This is a genomic window from Clostridium sp. HCP1S3_C6, assembly GCF_052066735.1.
Taxonomy (GTDB): domain Bacteria; phylum Bacillota; class Clostridia; order Clostridiales; family Clostridiaceae; genus Clostridium.
This window is the reverse complement of sequence record NZ_JBQHRN010000003.1, coordinates 50,637-68,427: the sequence shown is the minus strand read 5'-3', so window position 1 is coordinate 68,427 and position 17,791 is coordinate 50,637. Positions and strand designations below refer to the sequence as shown.

Here is a 17,791-nt window from a genome sequence, read left to right as displayed (position 1 = left end):
ATTGGAAGATAAGAATCCTAAAAAGATAAATATATCATTTATAATATATATATCGATAATATTATTCTCATTATCAACAATATATTATTTAGTGAATTCCTATGTAAATAAAGAAATTTCCTATGATGAATTTTTAAAATTAGTAAATCAAAATGAAATATCAGAGGTAATTGTAACAAGTGATAATATTGAAATAGAACCTAAAGAAGGAACAGAATATTATGGTAGAAAACTTTATACTGCAAATATGGGTGATAAGGATTTAGTACAAAAATTAACAGATGCAGGTGTTACATTTAAAGCAAAAAATCAAAAAGAATCAATTATAATGAATTTTGTATTAACTTGGGTTTTACCATTAGTTTTGTTTTATTTCCTTTGGAAAATACTATTTTCAAAAATGGCAGGAAAAATGGGTGGTGGTTTAGGTTCAATTGGCAAGAATAATGCTAAGGTTTATGTTGAAAACGAAATTGGAGTTACATTTAAAGATGTAGCTGGTCAAGAAGAAGCTAAAGAATCACTAGAAGAAGTTATTGATTATTTAAATAGACCTAAAAAATATACGGAAATAGGTGCAAAGCTTCCAAAAGGAGTACTTTTGGTAGGACCTCCAGGTACAGGTAAAACACTTTTAGCAAAGGCAGTAGCTGGTGAAGCAAAAGTTCCATTCTTTTCATTATCAGGTTCTAGTTTCGTAGAAATGTTTGTTGGTGTAGGAGCTTCAAGAGTAAGAGAATTATTTAAGGAAGCTGAAGGTAAAGCACCATGTATTATTTTTATTGATGAAATAGATGCTATAGGAAAGAGTAGAGACAATCAATATCAAAGTAATGATGAAAGAGAACAAACTCTTAATCAATTATTATCTGAAATGGACGGATTTGATTCAACTAAGGGAATAGTAATTTTAGCTGCTACTAATAGACCAGATGTTTTAGATAAAGCACTTTTAAGACCAGGAAGATTTGATAGAAGAGTCACAGTTGATAAACCAGATTTAAAAGGAAGAGAAGCTATATTAAAAGTTCATTCTAAAGATGTATGTTTAGATGATAAAGTAGATTTAAATGAAATAGCAAAGGGAACTCCTGGTGCTGTAGGAGCTGATCTTGCAAATATTGTAAATGAAGCGGCTTTAAGAGCTGTTAGACAAAATCGTAAGGTAGTAAAACAAGAAGATTTGCAAGAATCAATAGAAGTAATTATAGCTGGTAAGGAGAAAAAAGATGCTATTCTTTCTAAAAAAGAAAAAGAATATGTTGCATATCATGAAGTAGGACACGCACTTGCAGCAGCAATGCTTGAAGGCACCGATCCAGTACATAAAATAACAATTGTCCCTAGAACTATGGGAGCTCTTGGTTATACTATGCTAATAGAAGATGAAGAAAAACACTTACCTTCAAAAGAATCTTTATTAAATGAAGTTATTATAAAACTTGCAGGTAGAGCAGCAGAAGAAGAAGCTTTTGGGTTAGTTTCTGCTGGTGCATCTGATGATATTCAAAAGGCTACAAAAATTGCAAGAGCAATGGTAACTGTTTATGGTATGAGTGATAAATTTGATATGGTAGCATTAGAATCTATTCAAGATAGATATTTAGATGGAAGAGCTGTTAGAAATTGTAGTGAAGAAACTTCAACAATGATTGATAATGAAGTATTAAAAATAATAAAGGATTCACATAAAAAAGCAAGAGACATTTTAAAGGATAATAGAGACTTATTAGATAAGATTGCTAAAATTCTCATTGAAAAGGAAACTATTTTTGGTGATGAATTTATGGAAATTGTTAGAGAAAAATATCCTAATTTAAAAAAGAAAGATGAAAAGGACGAAGATAAAGAACAAAATGAACTTTCATTAGATAAAAGTCAAGATAAGGAATTAGATAATCAAAAATCAGTAGATGCATATATTGATGATGAAAGTAATAATAATTAGTTTTTTATTTTGAAAATAAACATTGATGCAGAATATGAGTATAGTTTAAAACTTTCTTGTATTCTGCATTAGTATTCTTTGGATTTTTATTATGATTTTAAGGAGAGATTAATTTTGAATAAAGAATTAGAACTTGAAAGTGAAAAAATTAAATTAGAGGAAGTTCTTAATTTATTAAATGTAGAAACTCTTAATTATATTACAAAGAGAAAATATATAAAAGAATATATATTAGAAAATAGAAAGAGAGCTTTAGAAGAATATAAAGAGGATGAAGATAAATATATAGAATACTTTGATCATGAAACATATGTAAAGGAAGAAGCTTACAAGGCAATTGATAAGAAATTAAAAGAACTTACAATTTTAAAAAAGTCACCTTATTTTGGAAAGGTCACATTTAGTGAAGAAGACATTGGGGTAAATGATATATATATAGGCCGCTTTGGTGTTATGAAGGAAAATGGATATGAACCTGTTATAATTGATTGGAGAGCTCCAATTGCATCACTTTTTTATAAAGGAACCTTAGGCGAAGCTTCTTATGTTACTCCTGAAGGTGAAGAGCAAGCTAATATAATAGGTAGGAGACAACTTGTTATAAAGAAGGGAGAATTAAAAGGAATTTTTGATTCTGCAATAGATGTTAAAGATGAGATACTTCAAATGGTTTTAGCTGAAAATACATCTAAAAATCTTCAAGATATAGTTATGACTATTCAAAAGGAACAAGATGAAATAATAAGGGCACCTAAAGATAAAGTGATTGTAGTAAATGGTGTGGCTGGATCTGGTAAAACAACTATTGCTCTTCATAGGGTTTCATATCTTTTATATAATTATAGAAAACAATTTGGAGATAAAATTTTAATATTTGGTCCAAATGATATATTTATGGATTATATATCAGAAGTTCTTCCATCATTAGGAGAAAGTAATGTACTTGAGCAGACATTTGAAAGCTTTGCACTTAAGGAAATAAATATTAATTATGAAATTAAGGGACCAGCTTATTATTTTGAAGAATCAATAAAGGGAAATGAAACTGTAAAAGAAGAATATATTTATAAAAATTCAGATGCATTTTTGGAATTTTTAGATAAGAAGGTTGATGAATTAAATAAGAATTATTTTAAAATTCAAGATATAACATTTTTTAATAAGGTTATTGTGGATGTAAACGAAATAGACGAATTGTTTAATAAGTATTATATTAACATGCCTTTATTTAGGCGTAGTGAGAAAATAAAAAGAATTCTTACATTAAAAATTAAAGATAAGAGAGATGAATATGTAAGAAAATTAAATAATGACATAAAGACTAAAATAGAATCCTTATCAAAAGAACAATATGAAATAGAAAAAAATGATATTGAATTTAAAAGAAGAATAAGAATCAGAGAAATAATTAGAGAAGTTATGAATTCTAGAAATAGATTAGATAGTTTTATTAATCATTTAGATGTTACAGAATTATATAAAAAATTAACTGGTACTGATGAAATTGGATATGTAGATCTTGCTGGAATATTATACTTAAAAATAAAATTAGAAGGTGCTAAATATAAAAAAGAAATTAGGCATATTGTAATAGATGAGGCGCAGGATTATAGTATAGTGCAATTCAAGGTTATAAAAGCTCTAACATCATGTAAAAGTTATACAATAGTTGGAGATAAAAATCAAAGACTTGTAAAGGTTGATGATGAACCTGCTATGCTTAATCTTCATAAAATTTTTGATAAAGATGATATTGTCAATTATGAACTTTTAAAAAGTTATAGATCAACAAAACAAATAATGGATTATGCATCAAGCTTTTTAGATGATAAAAAAGTAGTGCCTCTTGTAAGAGAAGGTGAAGAGGTTCTTGTGGAGAATACAGAAAATGATCAAGATAAAATTGAGACTATAATATCATTAATAGAAGATTATGAAGAAGATGGACTTGAAAGTATAGCAGTTATTGTTCAAGATATTAATGAGTTAAATAAAGTTTCTGCCATGATAAAAAATAAAATAAAGATTTTGACTTTTGATAGGGATGATCTTATATATAGTGGAGGCAAAGTAATTATACCAAGCTATTTTGCTAAAGGGTTAGAGTTTGATGGAGTTATAATAGTTGAAAATAACAAGGAAGTTGATGGATTGATTAAGTATATTATGTGTACACGAGCACTTCATAGACTTTCAGTTGTTAAATAATATAGGAGAGTGTTTTTTATGCAAAAAGAATTAGCTAAAGAGTTAATTAGTTTTATAGATAAAAGTCCTACAGCTTTTCATGCAACTAAAACTGCTGTAGATATTTTAAAAAGTGCAGGTTTTAAAAAATTAGAAAATAGTGAAAAGTGGAATTTAAAAGCTGGTGACAAATATTATATAGAAAAAAATAAATCTGCATTTATTGCATTCATAGTTGGAAATAAAAAAATATATAATAATGGATTTAAAGTTATTGGAGCACATACAGATTCACCTTGTTTTAAAATTAAACCTAAATGTGAAATTAATGTTGAAAATTCATATGTTAAATTAAATACAGAAGGGTATGGTGGAGCTATCTTAAGTACTTGGTTTGATAGACCATTATCTATTGCAGGAAGAGTAGTGTTAAAAGGTAAATCTTCTCTTAAACCAAAAGAAAAATTAGTAAATATAAATAAACCTATATTAATAATACCTAATATGGCAATACACATGAATAGAAATGTAAATGATGGTTATGCAATTAATAAGCAAAAAGATACACTTCCTCTTGCAGGATTAATAAATGAAAAACTTGAATATAAAGATTATTTAGTTAATTTAATTTGTACAGAACTTGAAGTAGATAAGAAAGATATACTGGATTTTGACTTATTTTTATATGAATATGAAAATGGTTGTTTGTTAGGAGCTTATGAAGAATTTATATCATCATCTAGACTTGATGACTTATGGATGGTATTTGCTGGGGTAAAAGCTTTAAGTACTAGTAACTCAAGTGATTATACAAATGTATTAATATGTACAGATAATGAAGAAATAGGAAGTTTTACTGAAAGTGGAGCAGATTCTTCATTTGTAAGTAGTGTGTTTGAAAGAATATGTTTAAGTCTTGGATGTTCAAAGGAAGAATATTATATGGCATTGTCAAATAGCATTGTAATGTCTGCAGATTTAGCTCACGCACTTCATCCTAATAATGCAGAAAAACATGATTTAACTAACAGGCCTGTTCTTGGAAGAGGGCCAGTTTTAAAGATTGCAGCTTCTGGAAGTTATTCTACAAATTCTGTATCTGGTGCAATTTTTAAAGAAATCTGTAATGATGCCAAGATCCCATATCAAACATTTGTAAATAGGTCTGATATGAGAGGTGGCACTACTATTGGACCTATGATATCATCTCATTTTTCAGTACCAGTTATTGATATGGGAACACCAATTCTTGCAATGCATTCTATTAGAGAGTTGGCTTCAGTAAAGGATAATGAGTATGTTAATAAATTATTTAGTAGATTTTACAATATGTAGTATGAAAAACTTAAAAATATTGATATAATATGGTTATATATGTAATATTAATAAGTTAATTATGGGGGGAAAAATGAGGAATATCGAAAATAAAAAAAGTATATTTTTTATTTTAATATTGGCAGTTGTGCTTTGTGTGTTACTTGCAGTAGGTATCTTTAAAGATAATATGATGGCAAAGGAAAATGCTGCTGATTATAATAAATGGTATCAAGCTAAAAAAGAAAATAGTAATGAGACTTCACAAAATTCAAACAAAGATGATAAAAAAGCTACAGAAACAGTAACTCAAGACCTGGTTGAAAAATTACATAGTAAACAAAAAATAAGAGTACTAGTGTTAGGTGATGGACTTGCACTTAGTGCAGGAAGAACTAGTTCTAGTGGCATATGGCAAGAAGGATTTAAAAGTTCAATTAAAAGTTATTATGGCTCAGATGTGGAAATGGTATCTCTTGCAAAAAATAGGTCATCAGCTAAAGATGGCTTAGATACAGTTGTGAAAAACAATATTAAAGGATATGATCTTGTTATTACATGTTTTGGACATAATGATAATATGAATAAATCTTCAATAGATGAATTTGAAACTAGCTATAATACAATGATTGCAAAAATAAAAGAAGTAAATAATCCAGTGCAAATAATAGCAATAGTTCCTAACACTTTAGATAAGAATAATGCTTACAGAGATAAAATATTAGAATTGTCATCAAATAATGGAATACTTATAGCTGATATGAAACAGGCATTTTTAGATTATGGGGGTTCAGAGAGTTCTCTACTTAATGAAAATGTTCCTAATGATACAGGATATCAACTTTATACTAAAACTTTATTTGATACATTAAAATCTATAGAAAAATAATAAATGCCTTAGGGTAATATACAAAAAGTATATAAGACTCTAAGGCATTTTTATTACATATGAAAAATTTTACAAGTCTTTATCAGTATAGTCATTTTCTATATAATTACCTTCCTGCCATGCAATATTATTGCAGACAATTGGATCTTGTGCTGGATTCGGTGCACCACTATTTTTTATGTTGTTATCTGGAGTGTAACATGTTCTTTCTTTTGGAAGATATACCTTTTTATTTTTGTTATTTGAACTTTCCAAAATATCATCTCCTATAAAATATTTATATTATAATTAGTTTTTACAAAAAGTAAAAAAACATACGCTTTAATATAACTATTACATTTGATAGTGTGTATTAAATGTAATTTTATGATTAAAATAAGGCAATTGAGGGAAACTAAAGTGCAACTAATAATACTTTGTGGTATAATCATATGTTGTATGAGCACGAAAATAGAGGAGGAAATACTTTGGCTGATTATATAAATGAAATAAAGAAAAGAAGAACATTTGCAATAATTTCTCACCCAGATGCAGGTAAAACTACATTAACAGAAAAATTCTTGTTATATGGAGGTGCTATAAGGCTTGCAGGTTCAGTAAAAGCTAGAAAGGCATCAAAACATGCTGTTTCTGACTGGATGGAGATAGAAAAGCAAAGAGGAATTTCCGTTACATCATCTGTAATGCAATTTAATTATAATGACCACTGTATAAATATACTTGATACTCCAGGACATCAGGATTTCTCAGAAGATACATACAGAACACTTATGGCAGCTGATTCAGCAGTTATGGTAGTTGATGCTGCAAAGGGTGTAGAAGATCAAACAAGAAAATTGTTTCAAGTTTGTTCACTTAGGGAAATACCTATTTTTACATTAATAAATAAAATGGATAGAGAAGCACAAGATCCGTTTAAATTATTAGATGATATAGAAAATGAACTTGGCATAAAGACATATCCTATGAATTGGCCAATAGGTTCTGGAAAAGAATTTAAAGGAGTTTATGAAAGAGATAACAAAAGAATAATTGCTTTTAATGGTGGTGACCATGGACAAAAAGAAGTAGAAGCAATAGAAGGTAACATTGAAGATCAGAAGGTACGTGAAATATTAGGTGATGCTCTTCATGATAAATTATTAGAGGATATAGAACTTTTAGATATAGCTGGAGATGAATTCTCATTAGAAAAGGTTAGAAAAGGTGAATTAACACCAGTATTCTTTGGATCTGCTTTGACAAATTTCGGAGTTAAGCCATTTTTAGATCATTTCTTAGAAATGACTACAGCACCTCTTGCTAGAAATTCAAGTATAGGAAGTATTGATCCATTTGATAAAAATTTCTCAGCATTTGTATTTAAGATACAAGCTAATATGAATAAGGCACATAGAGATAGAATTGCTTTTATGAGAATATGTTCAGGAAAATTTGAAAAAGGCATGGAAGTTTTTCATATGCAAGGAAATAAAAAAGTTAAGCTTTCACAACCTCAACAATTTATGGCTCAAGATAGAGAAATAATTGATGAAGCTTATGCTGGAGATATAATAGGTGTATTTGACCCTGGAATTTTTTCAATAGGAGATACTTTATGTAGTCCTTCTACAAAATTTAAATTTGAAGGTATACCAGCCTTTGCACCAGAGCATTTTGCAAGAGTAAGACCATCTGATACTATGAAGAGAAAACAATTTATTAAGGGTATTACTCAAATAGCCCAAGAAGGAGCAATTCAAGTCTTTAAGGAATTACATATTGGAATGGAAGAAATAATTGTAGGAGTTGTGGGTGTTCTTCAATTTGAAGTGTTAGAATATAGGCTTAAAAATGAATATGGTGTAGATATAAAAATGGAAAGATTGTCCTATAGGTTTGTACGATGGATTGAAAATGAAGATATAGATGTTGACAATTTAAATTTAACTTCTGACACTAAGAAAGTAAAAGATTTAAAGGATAGAAATTTACTTATATTCCAAAATGATTGGGGAATAAATTGGGCACTTGAACATAATGAGGGAATTATTTTGTCTGGTGTTGGAAAAAGTGAGTAAAGTTAATAAATGCAAATTTGAACAAATTTCTCTTAACAAGAATTGAACATAATGTTACAATTAGAAAAGATTATATAAAGATATATTATTATGGGAGGATAAATAATGAACGAGGAAAGTATAAAAATACAAGATATTGTAGACGCTTTAAAGAAAAAATGGCAACTTATAGTATCTATAACATTAGCATCTACAATATTAGTAACTATTGTTAGTTTCTTTTTAATAAAACCTAAATACGAGGCAAATACAAAGCTATTTATAGGTAAAGAAAGTAGTGCCTCTACAGATCAAAATTATAATAGTAACGATGTACAAATGTATCAAAAACTTTTAAAAACATATTCTGTAACAATTGCAACTTCTGATTTAGTTGAAAGAGCTTTTGAAGATGCAGGGATTGATGTTGATGCAAATAAAGCTTTAGCTGGTCTTACTGTTACACCACAAACAGATACACAAATACTTGAAATTAGTTATACAAGTGAAAATAAAGAAGAATGTAAAGATGTTGTTCAAGCAATAACTGATGAATTTATAAAAACATCACCAGAACTTATTACAAATGCAAATGTAAAAGTTATTGAAGAAGTTAAACTTCCAACAGCACCAGTAAGCCCTAATAAAAAACTTAATATTGCTGTGGGCTTCCTTTTAGGTCTTGCTGTAGGTGTAGGTATAGCATTGCTACTTGCAATAATGGATAGTACATTTAAGGATAAGGAACAATTAGAACAAGTAATGGGATTACCAGTTCTTGGAGTTATTCCGGATACAGAAAAAGTAAAGTAAAGGGGAAAAAATATGTTTATAGTAGATGAAAAACCAAAGTCAATAGCGGCTGAAGCTTACAGAACGCTTAGAACTAACATTCAATACTCTTCTTTTGATGAAGAAATTAGAACTATTGTAGTAACAAGTTCAGAACCAGGCGAAGGTAAGTCAACTACAGCAGGAAATATAGCAATATCATTTGCGCAAGCTGCAAAAAAGACAGTAATTATTGACTGCGATTTAAGAAAACCATCATTACATAAGAAGTTTAAGATATCAAATATAGGAGGACTTTCTGATATTCTAATAGGAAAGGAAAAAATAGATGATGTTATTCATCATTTTAATGAAGAATTAGATGTAATAACATCAGGAAAGCTTCCTCCTAATCCAGCTGAAATGTTAGGGTCTAGGACAATGGAAAGACTATTAGTTGCTTTAAAGGAAAGATATGACATAATAATTTTAGATACAGCACCACTGCAAGCTGTAACTGATGCTCAAATTCTTTCAACTAAGTCTGATGGTATAATTTTAGTAGTTAGAGCACACGCTACAAAGAGAGAGTCTGTTATTCAAGCAAAAGGACTTATTGAAAAAGTTGGAGGGAAAATTCTAGGAACTGTTTTAAATGGAGTTGAAAATACAAGAGGCAAATACTATTATTATTATTACGGAACTGGAGAAGATGGTACTCGTGAAAAAAGAAAGTCATCTCACAGAAGAACAAGGTAAAATCATATGATAGATATTCATTCACACATTTTACCAGAGATTGATGATGGTTCAAAAGATTTTCATACTACCATAGAAATGCTTAAAAATGCAGTAAAATGTGGCACTAAGGAAATAGTTGCTACTCCTCATTATTGTATAGGTTATGGGGAAACTCCTTATAATAAAGTTAAAGAAATGGTTCAAGAATTAAATGTTAAAGTAAAAACTGCTGGAATTGATATAGACATCTTTCATGGTCAAGAAGTTTATTATTCAAACAATATGATAAAAGATTATGAAGAAGGTATTATAGGAACTATAAATGATTCTAAATATATGCTTTATGAACTTCCAATGAGGGAATTTCCAGAAGATGCATTAGATACATTGTATGAAATGCAATTAAAGGGATTGACTTTAATAATGGCTCATCCAGAAAGATATAAGATTATTATAGAAAAACCAGAAAGAATAAATGATTTTATAGAAGAAGGTATATTACTTCAAATGAATGCTGGAAGTATAGAAGGTAAGTTTGGAAAAGAAGTAAAAAAAACAGCTGAAATACTTCTGAAAAATAATGTATATAATTTTATTGGTTCAGATGCACATGGTGTTGGAAGTAGATGTACAGGTATTAATTATGCACTTGATGAGTGCTCTAAAATAGATATAAATATTAAGGATCATTTTTATGAATCTTCAAATAATATGCTTAATAATAAAAATGTTTCTTTTGAAGGACAAAAAATAAAACCTAAAAAATCGATTTTTTCATTTTTTAGAAAATAATATAAAACAAGGAGATAATTTTAATGGATAATTTTGTATTTACAAAAACTAAAATTGAAGGAGTATATATTATAGAAAATAAAGTATTCGGAGATAATAGAGGATATTTTATGGAAACTTATAATAAAAAGCAATTTGAAGAAGCTGGACTTAATATGGAATTTGTTCAAGACAATCAATCAAAGTCAGTTAAAGGTGTACTAAGAGGATTACATTTCCAAAGAAAGCATTCTCAAGGAAAACTTGTTAGAGTTACAGAAGGAGAAGTTTTTGATGTAGCCGTTGATTTAAGAAAAGGATCAAAAACATTTGGACAATGGGAAGGTGTTAGACTTTCTGCTGAAAATAAAAAGCAATTTTACATTCCAGAAGGCTTTGCTCATGGATTTTTAGTTTTATCTGATGAAGCTGTATTTACATATAAATGTACTGATTTTTATGCCCCAGAATATGACTGTGGTGTAATGTGGAATGATCCTGATATAGGAATAGAATGGCCACTTGAAGGAATAGATAATATAATCCTATCAGAAAAGGATAAAAAGCATAAAAATTTAAAAGATTTAGATATTCCATTTGAATATTAATATTATTTAATGTTATGACTGCTGTGCTTACATTTTTAGCATTGCAGCCATAATATTTTTTAAAATATAAGCATACTAAAATAATATTTGGCAAGATTATAATATGTGTTTTGTTATAGGAGAAAATTAATGGGAGCAACAGTTGTTATTCCAAATTACAACGGCGAAAGATATTTAAAAAAATGTTTAGATAGTTTAAAAGAGCAATCAATGAAAGCTGATGAGATAATAATAGTAGATAATGATTCAAAAGATGATAGTATAAAAATAATAAGTAATGAATCATGTGAGGGTATAAATTTAATAAGGTTGACTTCAAACAAAGGATTTTCAGCTGCAGTAAATGAAGGTATTAAGGCTAGTAAAAGTGAATTTGTTATTCTTTTAAATAATGATACAGAAATTCACAAAGATTTTATTTACAATTTGTATAAAACAATAAAATCTGATGACAATATTTTTGCATGTTCTAGTAAAATGCTTAGATATGATAATAGAAATATAATAGATGATGCCGGAGATGGGTATACAATTTTGGGATGGGCTACTAAATTTGGAGATGGCAAGAGTCAAGATAAATACAATACAAAGCGTGAGGTGTTTTCGGCTTGTGCTGGAGCTGCAATATACAGAAAAAGTGTATTTGATCAAATAGGTTATTTTGATGAAAATTTCTTTGCATATTTAGAGGATCTAGATATTTCATATAGAGCTAGAATATTTGGATATAAAAATTATTATGAGCCTTCAGCAATGGTATATCATATTGGAAGTGCAACAAGTGGTAGTAGGCACAATGAATTTAAAGTTAAGCTTTCTGCTAGAAATAATATCTATTTAATATATAAAAATATGCCCATATGGCAAATAGTACTTAATTTTATATTTATATTTATGGGAATATTAATAAAATTAATATTATTTTCTGCTAAAGGTTTTGGAAAGGCTTATATAGGCGGTGTATTAGAAGGAATAAAAAGTAGAAAAAAGTTAAAGAAGATACATATAAAAAGAAATTTAGGTAATTATATAAAAATTGAAATATATCTTATTAAGGATACAATAAACCTTTTAAAGAGAGGTAAAGTATGATAAAGCAAAACCAAAAAATAATAAATAAATTAATAGTTTTATTGGATATTGTAACAATTATGGTTGCTTTTCTATTTAGTTGGTACTTTAGGCTAGTAAGTGGTCTTTTATCAATAGAAGGCGGTTATTTAAGTTTTAAGGAATACTTAGGACCTGTAATAATAATGATTCCAATTTACTTGATAATCTATAATTATAAGAGGTTATATATCACTGAAAGGGTAATATTTTTAAGTAATGAAATATGGAATATTATAATAGCTAATATAATTGGAATTCTTATATTTATTGGCCTATTATTTGTTACAAAGCAAATTCATTATTCAAGGATTTTTCTTATAATATTTTTTGTTACATGCACTATTCTTACATGTATGCAAAGAGTAGCTATTAGAGTCCTTATGAGAAGTATAAGAAGGAATGGATACAATAAAAAGTATACAGTATTTGTTGGATATAGTGAGGGTACAGATAAATTTAACAATTTAATATTATCTAATAAACATTGGGGATACAATGTACTAGGGATATTTCAAGATGGAGAAAAAAAACCAAAGGATCTAGAATTTCTTGGAACAATTGATAAATTAGAAGATTATCTAGAAAAAAATCGTGATGTAGATGAAATAATTATTACTCTAGAAATGAAAGAATACGATAAATTAAAAGGAATAATTGCAGTTTGTGAGAAATTAGGAGTAAGGGCTCAAATAATTCCGTCATATTCTAAATATCTTCCTGCAAAACCTTATATAGAAGAAATTGGTGGAGTGCCACTTATAAATATGCGATATATTCCCCTTGATAATGTTTTAAATAAATTTATGAAAAGATCTTTGGATATAATAGGGTCATTATTCTGTATAATAATATTTTCACCTATTATGATTATTACAGCAATACTTATAAAACTTACATCAAAGGGAGATGTTATATTTAAACAAGAACGTATAGGTCTAAATAGAAAACCCTTTACTATGTATAAATTTAGAAGCATGAAAATGCAAGATCCAGAAAAGGAAAAGGAAGGCTGGACAGTTAAAAATGATTCAAGAAAAACTAAGGTTGGCACAATTATAAGAAAAACAAGTATAGATGAAATGCCACAATTTTTTAATGTGTTATTTGGTGATATGAGTCTTGTAGGACCAAGGCCAGAAAGACCTCAATATGTTGAAAAGTTTAAAGAAGAAATACCTAAATATATGGTTAAACATCAAGTAAGACCAGGTATTACAGGTTGGGCGCAAATTCAAGGTTGGAGAGGCGACACATCTATTGAAAAGAGAATAGAATGCGATATATATTACATAGAAAATTGGAGTTTATTATTTGATATAAAAATACTTTTATTAACTCCAATTAAGGGATTTATTAATAAGAACGCTTATTAAATCACATAGGAGGTAAGAATGAGCAAGAAAAATAAAGCATTAATTTTAACTATAGGGTGTATTGTTTCATTAGTATTGTTTATTTTATTCAATAAATATTATAATGATTATCCTAAAAATTCAACTATTGAAATGACAATTAAAGGTCAAACTGATGAACAATATACTGTTTATTATGATATTAATGGAGATAAAAATTGGAGCGAAGATAACTCAGATAAAGCATCTTACAAGACTAAATCTATAGGCAAATATAAAAAGATATCATTGTCATTTCCTGTGGATGCTAAAAATATAAGAATAGATTTTGGAAGTAAAAAACAAGACATAGAGATAAAAGATGTTTCTATAAATACAGGTGAAAAAATATTAATAACTAAAGATGAATACAATAGTTTAAATATAGAAGAACATCAAGTAGAAGTTGATATGAATGGGGATGCCGTAATAATTAATGCAGAAGAGGGTGATCCATATTTAGTTGTTTCAAATATACCTGGTTTAGTTCAAAAGTCAATTGGAAGACCTAAATATATTAATTATGTATTGGTTTTAATGTCACTTGTCCTAGGATTTATAACTTCAATATGTTTACAAGAATTGAGACAATCTATAGAATTTGTTAAGAAAGCAATAAGTAACAAAAAATTAATAGGTAATTTAGCTAAAAATGATTTTAAACAAAAATATGTATCATCATATTTAGGAGTTATTTGGGGATTTATTCAACCATTAATAACAATTGCTGTATATTGGTTTGTATTTCAAGTTGGATTTAGGCAAGCTGATGTTGGTAATCTTCCATTTATAGTATGGTTTGTTTCTGGAATAATACCTTGGTTCTTTTTCTCAGAAGCATTATCAGCTGGTACAAATGTATTTATGGAATATAGTTATTTGGTAAAAAAGGTAGTTTTCAAAATAGAAACATTACCTGTGATAAAAATAATTTCAACATTATTTGTTCACTTATTTTTTATAGTATTTTTAGTCGGTGTAAGTGCTGCTTATGGATATTATCCTGATTGGCAAATGTTTCAGGTTTTTTATTATCTTTTTGCCATGATTGTTTTGGTTTTTAGCATTACAGTATTTACTTCAGCAGTAGTATTATTTTTTAGAGACTTAGGTCAAATCATAACTATAATAATTAATGTTGGATTTTGGGCTACTCCAATAGGTTGGAATATAACAATGCTTCCTGAATGGCTTCAAAAAGTATTTAAATTAAATCCTGTATTTTATATTGTAACAGGATATAGAGATGCTTTTGTGGAAAAAATATGCTTTTGGCAAAGACCATATCATACACTGTATTTTTGGTGCTTTTGTCTTATCATGTTAATGATTGGAGTTAAAACATTTAACAAGTTAAGACCACATTTTTCAGATGTAATATAGTGAGGTAAAAATTTATGGAAGTAATGATTAGTGTTAAGGATTTAGTAAAAAAATATAATATATATAATAAGCCAATAGATAGACTTAAGGAAACTTTTTCAATAACACATAAAACATATCATAAAGAATTTAGTGCTTTAAATGGCATTAGTTTTGATGTTTTAAAAGGTGATGCTATTGGTATTCTTGGGAAAAATGGTTCTGGTAAGTCAACATTGTTAAAGATGATAACAGGAGTACTTACACCAACAAGTGGCAGTATAGAAGTTAATGGTAAGGTCTCTGCAATTCTTGAACTTGGTACTGGTTTTAATCAAGAATATACAGGTATTGAAAATATTTATTTAAATGGTACTATGATGGGTTATACTAGAGAAGAAATGGATAAGAAAGTGCAAAGCGTTGTAGAATTTGCTGATATAGGAGAATTTATTAATCAACCAGTAAAGACATATTCAAGTGGTATGTTTGCCAGACTTGCATTTGCAGTAGCAATAAATGTTGATCCAGATATACTTATAGTAGATGAAGCACTTGCTGTTGGTGATACAAGGTTTCAAATTAAGTGTATTAATAAGATGAAAAGCTTAAAAGAAAGTGGTACTACTATTCTTTTCGTTTCTCATGCTACAGAACAAGTAAAAAGGTTTTGTAACAAAGCTATGTGGATAAGAGATGGCAAGATAGTTACAATGGGTGAATCTAGTGAAGTTGGCGATCTATATGAAGATTTTATGAAGTATGGAGAAAAAGATAATAAAAAAGATGTCAGAATAGATCAAAAAGATGATGAAGAACAATCTAATGAAGATTTATTATTAGAATTAAAAAATTCACATAATAAATTATCAGAATTTCAAGTGCCCAATAATGATGATGTTTTAGCATCAATAATGCAAGTTAATATTAATAATAAAAAAATTCAAACATTTGATAAGTTTGAGGTAGAAGTAACTTATGATATTTATAAGGAAGAGATTAAGGGATTTCTTTTAGGTGTTGCATTTCATACACCAGATGGTGATTATATTTTTGGACCTAATACGTATTTAGAAAAGGCAGAAGTACCAAATACATTTGGTAGACACAAAGTAGTATATAGTATACCGGAAATGACACTGTTAGCAGGAAAATACAATATAGATGTTGGTATTTTTACAGATGAGGGAATTGTTGGATTGGATTATAAAAAGGATATTATTCAATTTAATGTTGTAAACAAATATATATCAGAAGGAAAGTTTTATATAAAGCATAAATGGGAGGTGCTTGAGTGATAAATATAATATTTGATCAATACCAAAGATATAAAAATGCTGAAATTATCATTAATTCCATAAGAAAAAGCAATGAAACATTTAATATACTTGAAGTTGGTGCCAATGAACATAAAAATTTAGAAAAATTTTTACCAAATGATAAAGTAACATACTTAGATATATGTGTACCAGAAAAATTGCGTAATGATCCACAATATATATTAGGTGATGCCACCAATATGGATTTTGATGATAATTGTTATGACATAGTAATTGCTCTTGATGTATATGAGCATATTCCATCAGAGAAAAGAAAAAATTTTATTGATGAATTATATAGGGTATGTAGCAAGGTAGCAATAATATCAGCTCCTTTTAGTAAAGATGAGGTGGTTTTAGCAGAAGAAAGATGCAATTCATATTACAAATCTATCATAGGTGTAAATCACCAATGGCTTATGGAACATATTGATAATGGGCTTCCTTCTCTAGATACATTACAGCAATATATGAATCAAAAATCTATAAAATATACTTATTTTTCACATGGTAATCTAGATACATGGGAAAAACTTACTAATGCTCAGTCATTAAGTCAAATAGATTTAGGATTAGAAGACTATATTGCCCAAATAAATAAATATTATAATTCATTAATATTTGACAAAGACTATACAGAGAATGGTTATAGAAACTTTTTTATAATGGAAAAAACAAGAGAAGTTAATATGACAATGGAAAATAAAATTGATATTATAAATGCGCAAATAGATAAATTACTTGAAAATTTGTATAGATTATATAGAATAAGAACAAGTATGGGAATTACAAAAACTAAATTACCTTTATATGGAGATAATATAGTAAAGATTTATTATGGTAATAATAATGAATGTTCTGAAGATAGAAGCACTTACCAAAGTGTTAATGTTGATTGTGAAATTCATATGTTATTTAAGGATTTTTCTAGAGAAAAAATTGACTTTATAAGAGTAGATACAACAGAAAAATCAGGTAAGTTTAAATTTGATAATGTTGTTATTAAAAATGATAAAGGTGAATCAATAGAATTTACTGTTAAAACTAATGCTGATAATGTTAATAATTCTGAATACATTTTTTATAGAAATGATCCGCAGATAATTTTAAGTTTTGAACCTTCAATTATTAAATCATTAGAATTTAATATATTAAGAATATGTAATTATGAAGAAAATTCAAGTTGTGTTAAAGACATAGTAAATACTATTAATTCATCTATTGTAAACAGTACTAATGATATAAAAGCATCACAAATTCAAAATATGGCTTATGGTACTAAAGTTTGCAAAAAGATAAAAAACAAAATTAAAAGTATAAAATAAATCAGGAGAGTGA

Annotated in this window: 15 protein-coding genes; 14 read left to right on the top strand and 1 reads right to left on the bottom strand. The window is 27.9% G+C overall.

What is annotated here, in order from left to right; translation table 11 throughout:
• Window position 1: 1 nt before the first annotated feature.
• The 4 genes from ftsH to ACTNAO_RS01985 all read left to right on the top strand — a co-directional run bounded on the left by ftsH (window position 2) and on the right by ACTNAO_RS01985 (window position 6,338).
• Window positions 2-1,948, top strand: coding sequence for an ATP-dependent zinc metalloprotease FtsH (gene ftsH, locus ACTNAO_RS02000; protein WP_441027058.1), 1,947 nt, complete (start codon window positions 2-4; stop codon window positions 1,946-1,948).
• 114 nt (window positions 1,949-2,062) lie between these two features.
• Window positions 2,063-4,156, top strand: a complete 2,094-nt coding sequence (locus ACTNAO_RS01995) for a HelD family protein (RefSeq protein ID WP_441027056.1) — start codon at window positions 2,063-2,065, stop codon at window positions 4,154-4,156.
• Window positions 4,157-4,174: 18 nt separating this feature from the next.
• Window positions 4,175-5,470: a M18 family aminopeptidase gene (locus ACTNAO_RS01990; RefSeq protein WP_441027055.1), complete on the top strand. Its 1,296-nt coding sequence runs from the start codon at window positions 4,175-4,177 to the stop codon at window positions 5,468-5,470.
• 73 nt (window positions 5,471-5,543) lie between these two features.
• A complete protein-coding gene (locus tag ACTNAO_RS01985) occupies window positions 5,544-6,338 on the top strand; it encodes an SGNH/GDSL hydrolase family protein (RefSeq protein ID WP_441027053.1) in 795 nt (264 codons plus the stop codon).
• 69 nt (window positions 6,339-6,407) lie between these two features.
• Here the strand turns inward: ACTNAO_RS01985 and ACTNAO_RS01980 are convergent, their stop codons facing one another.
• Window positions 6,408-6,593, bottom strand: coding sequence for a hypothetical protein (locus tag ACTNAO_RS01980; protein WP_441027051.1), 186 nt, complete (start codon window positions 6,591-6,593; stop codon window positions 6,408-6,410).
• A gap of 212 nt (window positions 6,594-6,805) precedes the next feature.
• On the opposite strand from ACTNAO_RS01980, the gene ACTNAO_RS01975 reads away from it, so the two are divergent.
• The 10 genes from ACTNAO_RS01975 (at window position 6,806) to ACTNAO_RS01930 (ending at window position 17,778) form a co-directional block, all read left to right on the top strand.
• Window positions 6,806-8,398: a peptide chain release factor 3 gene (locus ACTNAO_RS01975; protein ID WP_441027049.1), complete on the top strand. Its 1,593-nt coding sequence runs from the start codon at window positions 6,806-6,808 to the stop codon at window positions 8,396-8,398.
• Between the two features lie 105 nt (window positions 8,399-8,503).
• A complete protein-coding gene (locus tag ACTNAO_RS01970; RefSeq protein ID WP_441027047.1) occupies window positions 8,504-9,190 on the top strand; it encodes a YveK family protein in 687 nt (228 codons plus the stop codon).
• Between the two features lie 12 nt (window positions 9,191-9,202).
• Window positions 9,203-9,907 (top strand): CpsD/CapB family tyrosine-protein kinase, encoded by a 705-nt coding sequence (locus tag ACTNAO_RS01965; RefSeq protein WP_441027045.1) that lies wholly within the window; start codon window positions 9,203-9,205, stop codon window positions 9,905-9,907.
• Between the two features lie 6 nt (window positions 9,908-9,913).
• Complete coding sequence (locus ACTNAO_RS01960; RefSeq protein WP_441027043.1) at window positions 9,914-10,681, top strand: tyrosine-protein phosphatase; 768 nt, start codon at window positions 9,914-9,916, stop codon at window positions 10,679-10,681.
• Window positions 10,682-10,704: 23 nt separating this feature from the next.
• Window positions 10,705-11,268 carry a dTDP-4-dehydrorhamnose 3,5-epimerase gene (rfbC, locus tag ACTNAO_RS01955; RefSeq protein WP_441027041.1) on the top strand — a complete coding sequence of 188 codons (564 nt, stop codon included), beginning with the start codon at window positions 10,705-10,707 and terminating at the stop codon, window positions 11,266-11,268.
• Window positions 11,269-11,397: 129 nt separating this feature from the next.
• The gene (locus ACTNAO_RS01950) at window positions 11,398-12,360 is read left to right on the top strand and encodes a glycosyltransferase family 2 protein (protein WP_441027039.1); all 963 of its coding nucleotides are present in this window, start codon (window positions 11,398-11,400) and stop codon (window positions 12,358-12,360) included.
• Window positions 12,357-13,754, top strand: coding sequence for an undecaprenyl-phosphate glucose phosphotransferase (locus ACTNAO_RS01945; protein WP_441027037.1), 1,398 nt, complete (start codon window positions 12,357-12,359; stop codon window positions 13,752-13,754). Before ACTNAO_RS01950 ends, ACTNAO_RS01945 begins: the two co-directional genes overlap by 4 nt.
• An 18-nt stretch (window positions 13,755-13,772) precedes the next feature.
• Window positions 13,773-15,155, top strand: a complete 1,383-nt coding sequence (locus ACTNAO_RS01940; RefSeq protein ID WP_441027036.1) for an ABC transporter permease — start codon at window positions 13,773-13,775, stop codon at window positions 15,153-15,155.
• 14 nt (window positions 15,156-15,169) lie between these two features.
• A complete protein-coding gene (locus tag ACTNAO_RS01935; protein WP_441027034.1) occupies window positions 15,170-16,432 on the top strand; it encodes an ABC transporter ATP-binding protein in 1,263 nt (420 codons plus the stop codon).
• Window positions 16,429-17,778, top strand: a complete 1,350-nt coding sequence (locus ACTNAO_RS01930; RefSeq protein WP_441027032.1) for a class I SAM-dependent methyltransferase — start codon at window positions 16,429-16,431, stop codon at window positions 17,776-17,778. The genes ACTNAO_RS01935 and ACTNAO_RS01930 overlap by 4 nt, the downstream gene beginning before the upstream one ends.
• Window positions 17,779-17,791: the final 13 nt, after the last annotated feature.

What these genes read in the sequence shown, in the direction of transcription:
- ACTNAO_RS01990 (WP_441027055.1), top strand. Translation starts at nt 4,175, where the DNA reads ATGCAAAAAGAATTAGCTAAAGAGTTAATTAGTTTTATAGATAAAAGT.
- ACTNAO_RS01985 (WP_441027053.1), top strand. Translation starts at nt 5,544, where the DNA reads ATGAGGAATATCGAAAATAAAAAAAGTATATTTTTTATTTTAATATTG.
- ACTNAO_RS01970 (WP_441027047.1), top strand. Translation starts at nt 8,504, where the DNA reads ATGAACGAGGAAAGTATAAAAATACAAGATATTGTAGACGCTTTAAAG.
- ACTNAO_RS01965 (WP_441027045.1), top strand. Translation starts at nt 9,203, where the DNA reads ATGTTTATAGTAGATGAAAAACCAAAGTCAATAGCGGCTGAAGCTTAC.
- ACTNAO_RS01960 (WP_441027043.1), top strand. Translation starts at nt 9,914, where the DNA reads ATGATAGATATTCATTCACACATTTTACCAGAGATTGATGATGGTTCA.
- rfbC (WP_441027041.1), top strand. Translation starts at nt 10,705, where the DNA reads ATGGATAATTTTGTATTTACAAAAACTAAAATTGAAGGAGTATATATT.
- ACTNAO_RS01950 (WP_441027039.1), top strand. Translation starts at nt 11,398, where the DNA reads ATGGGAGCAACAGTTGTTATTCCAAATTACAACGGCGAAAGATATTTA.
- ACTNAO_RS01945 (WP_441027037.1), top strand. Translation starts at nt 12,357, where the DNA reads ATGATAAAGCAAAACCAAAAAATAATAAATAAATTAATAGTTTTATTG.
- ACTNAO_RS01940 (WP_441027036.1), top strand. Translation starts at nt 13,773, where the DNA reads ATGAGCAAGAAAAATAAAGCATTAATTTTAACTATAGGGTGTATTGTT.
- ACTNAO_RS01935 (WP_441027034.1), top strand. Translation starts at nt 15,170, where the DNA reads ATGGAAGTAATGATTAGTGTTAAGGATTTAGTAAAAAAATATAATATA.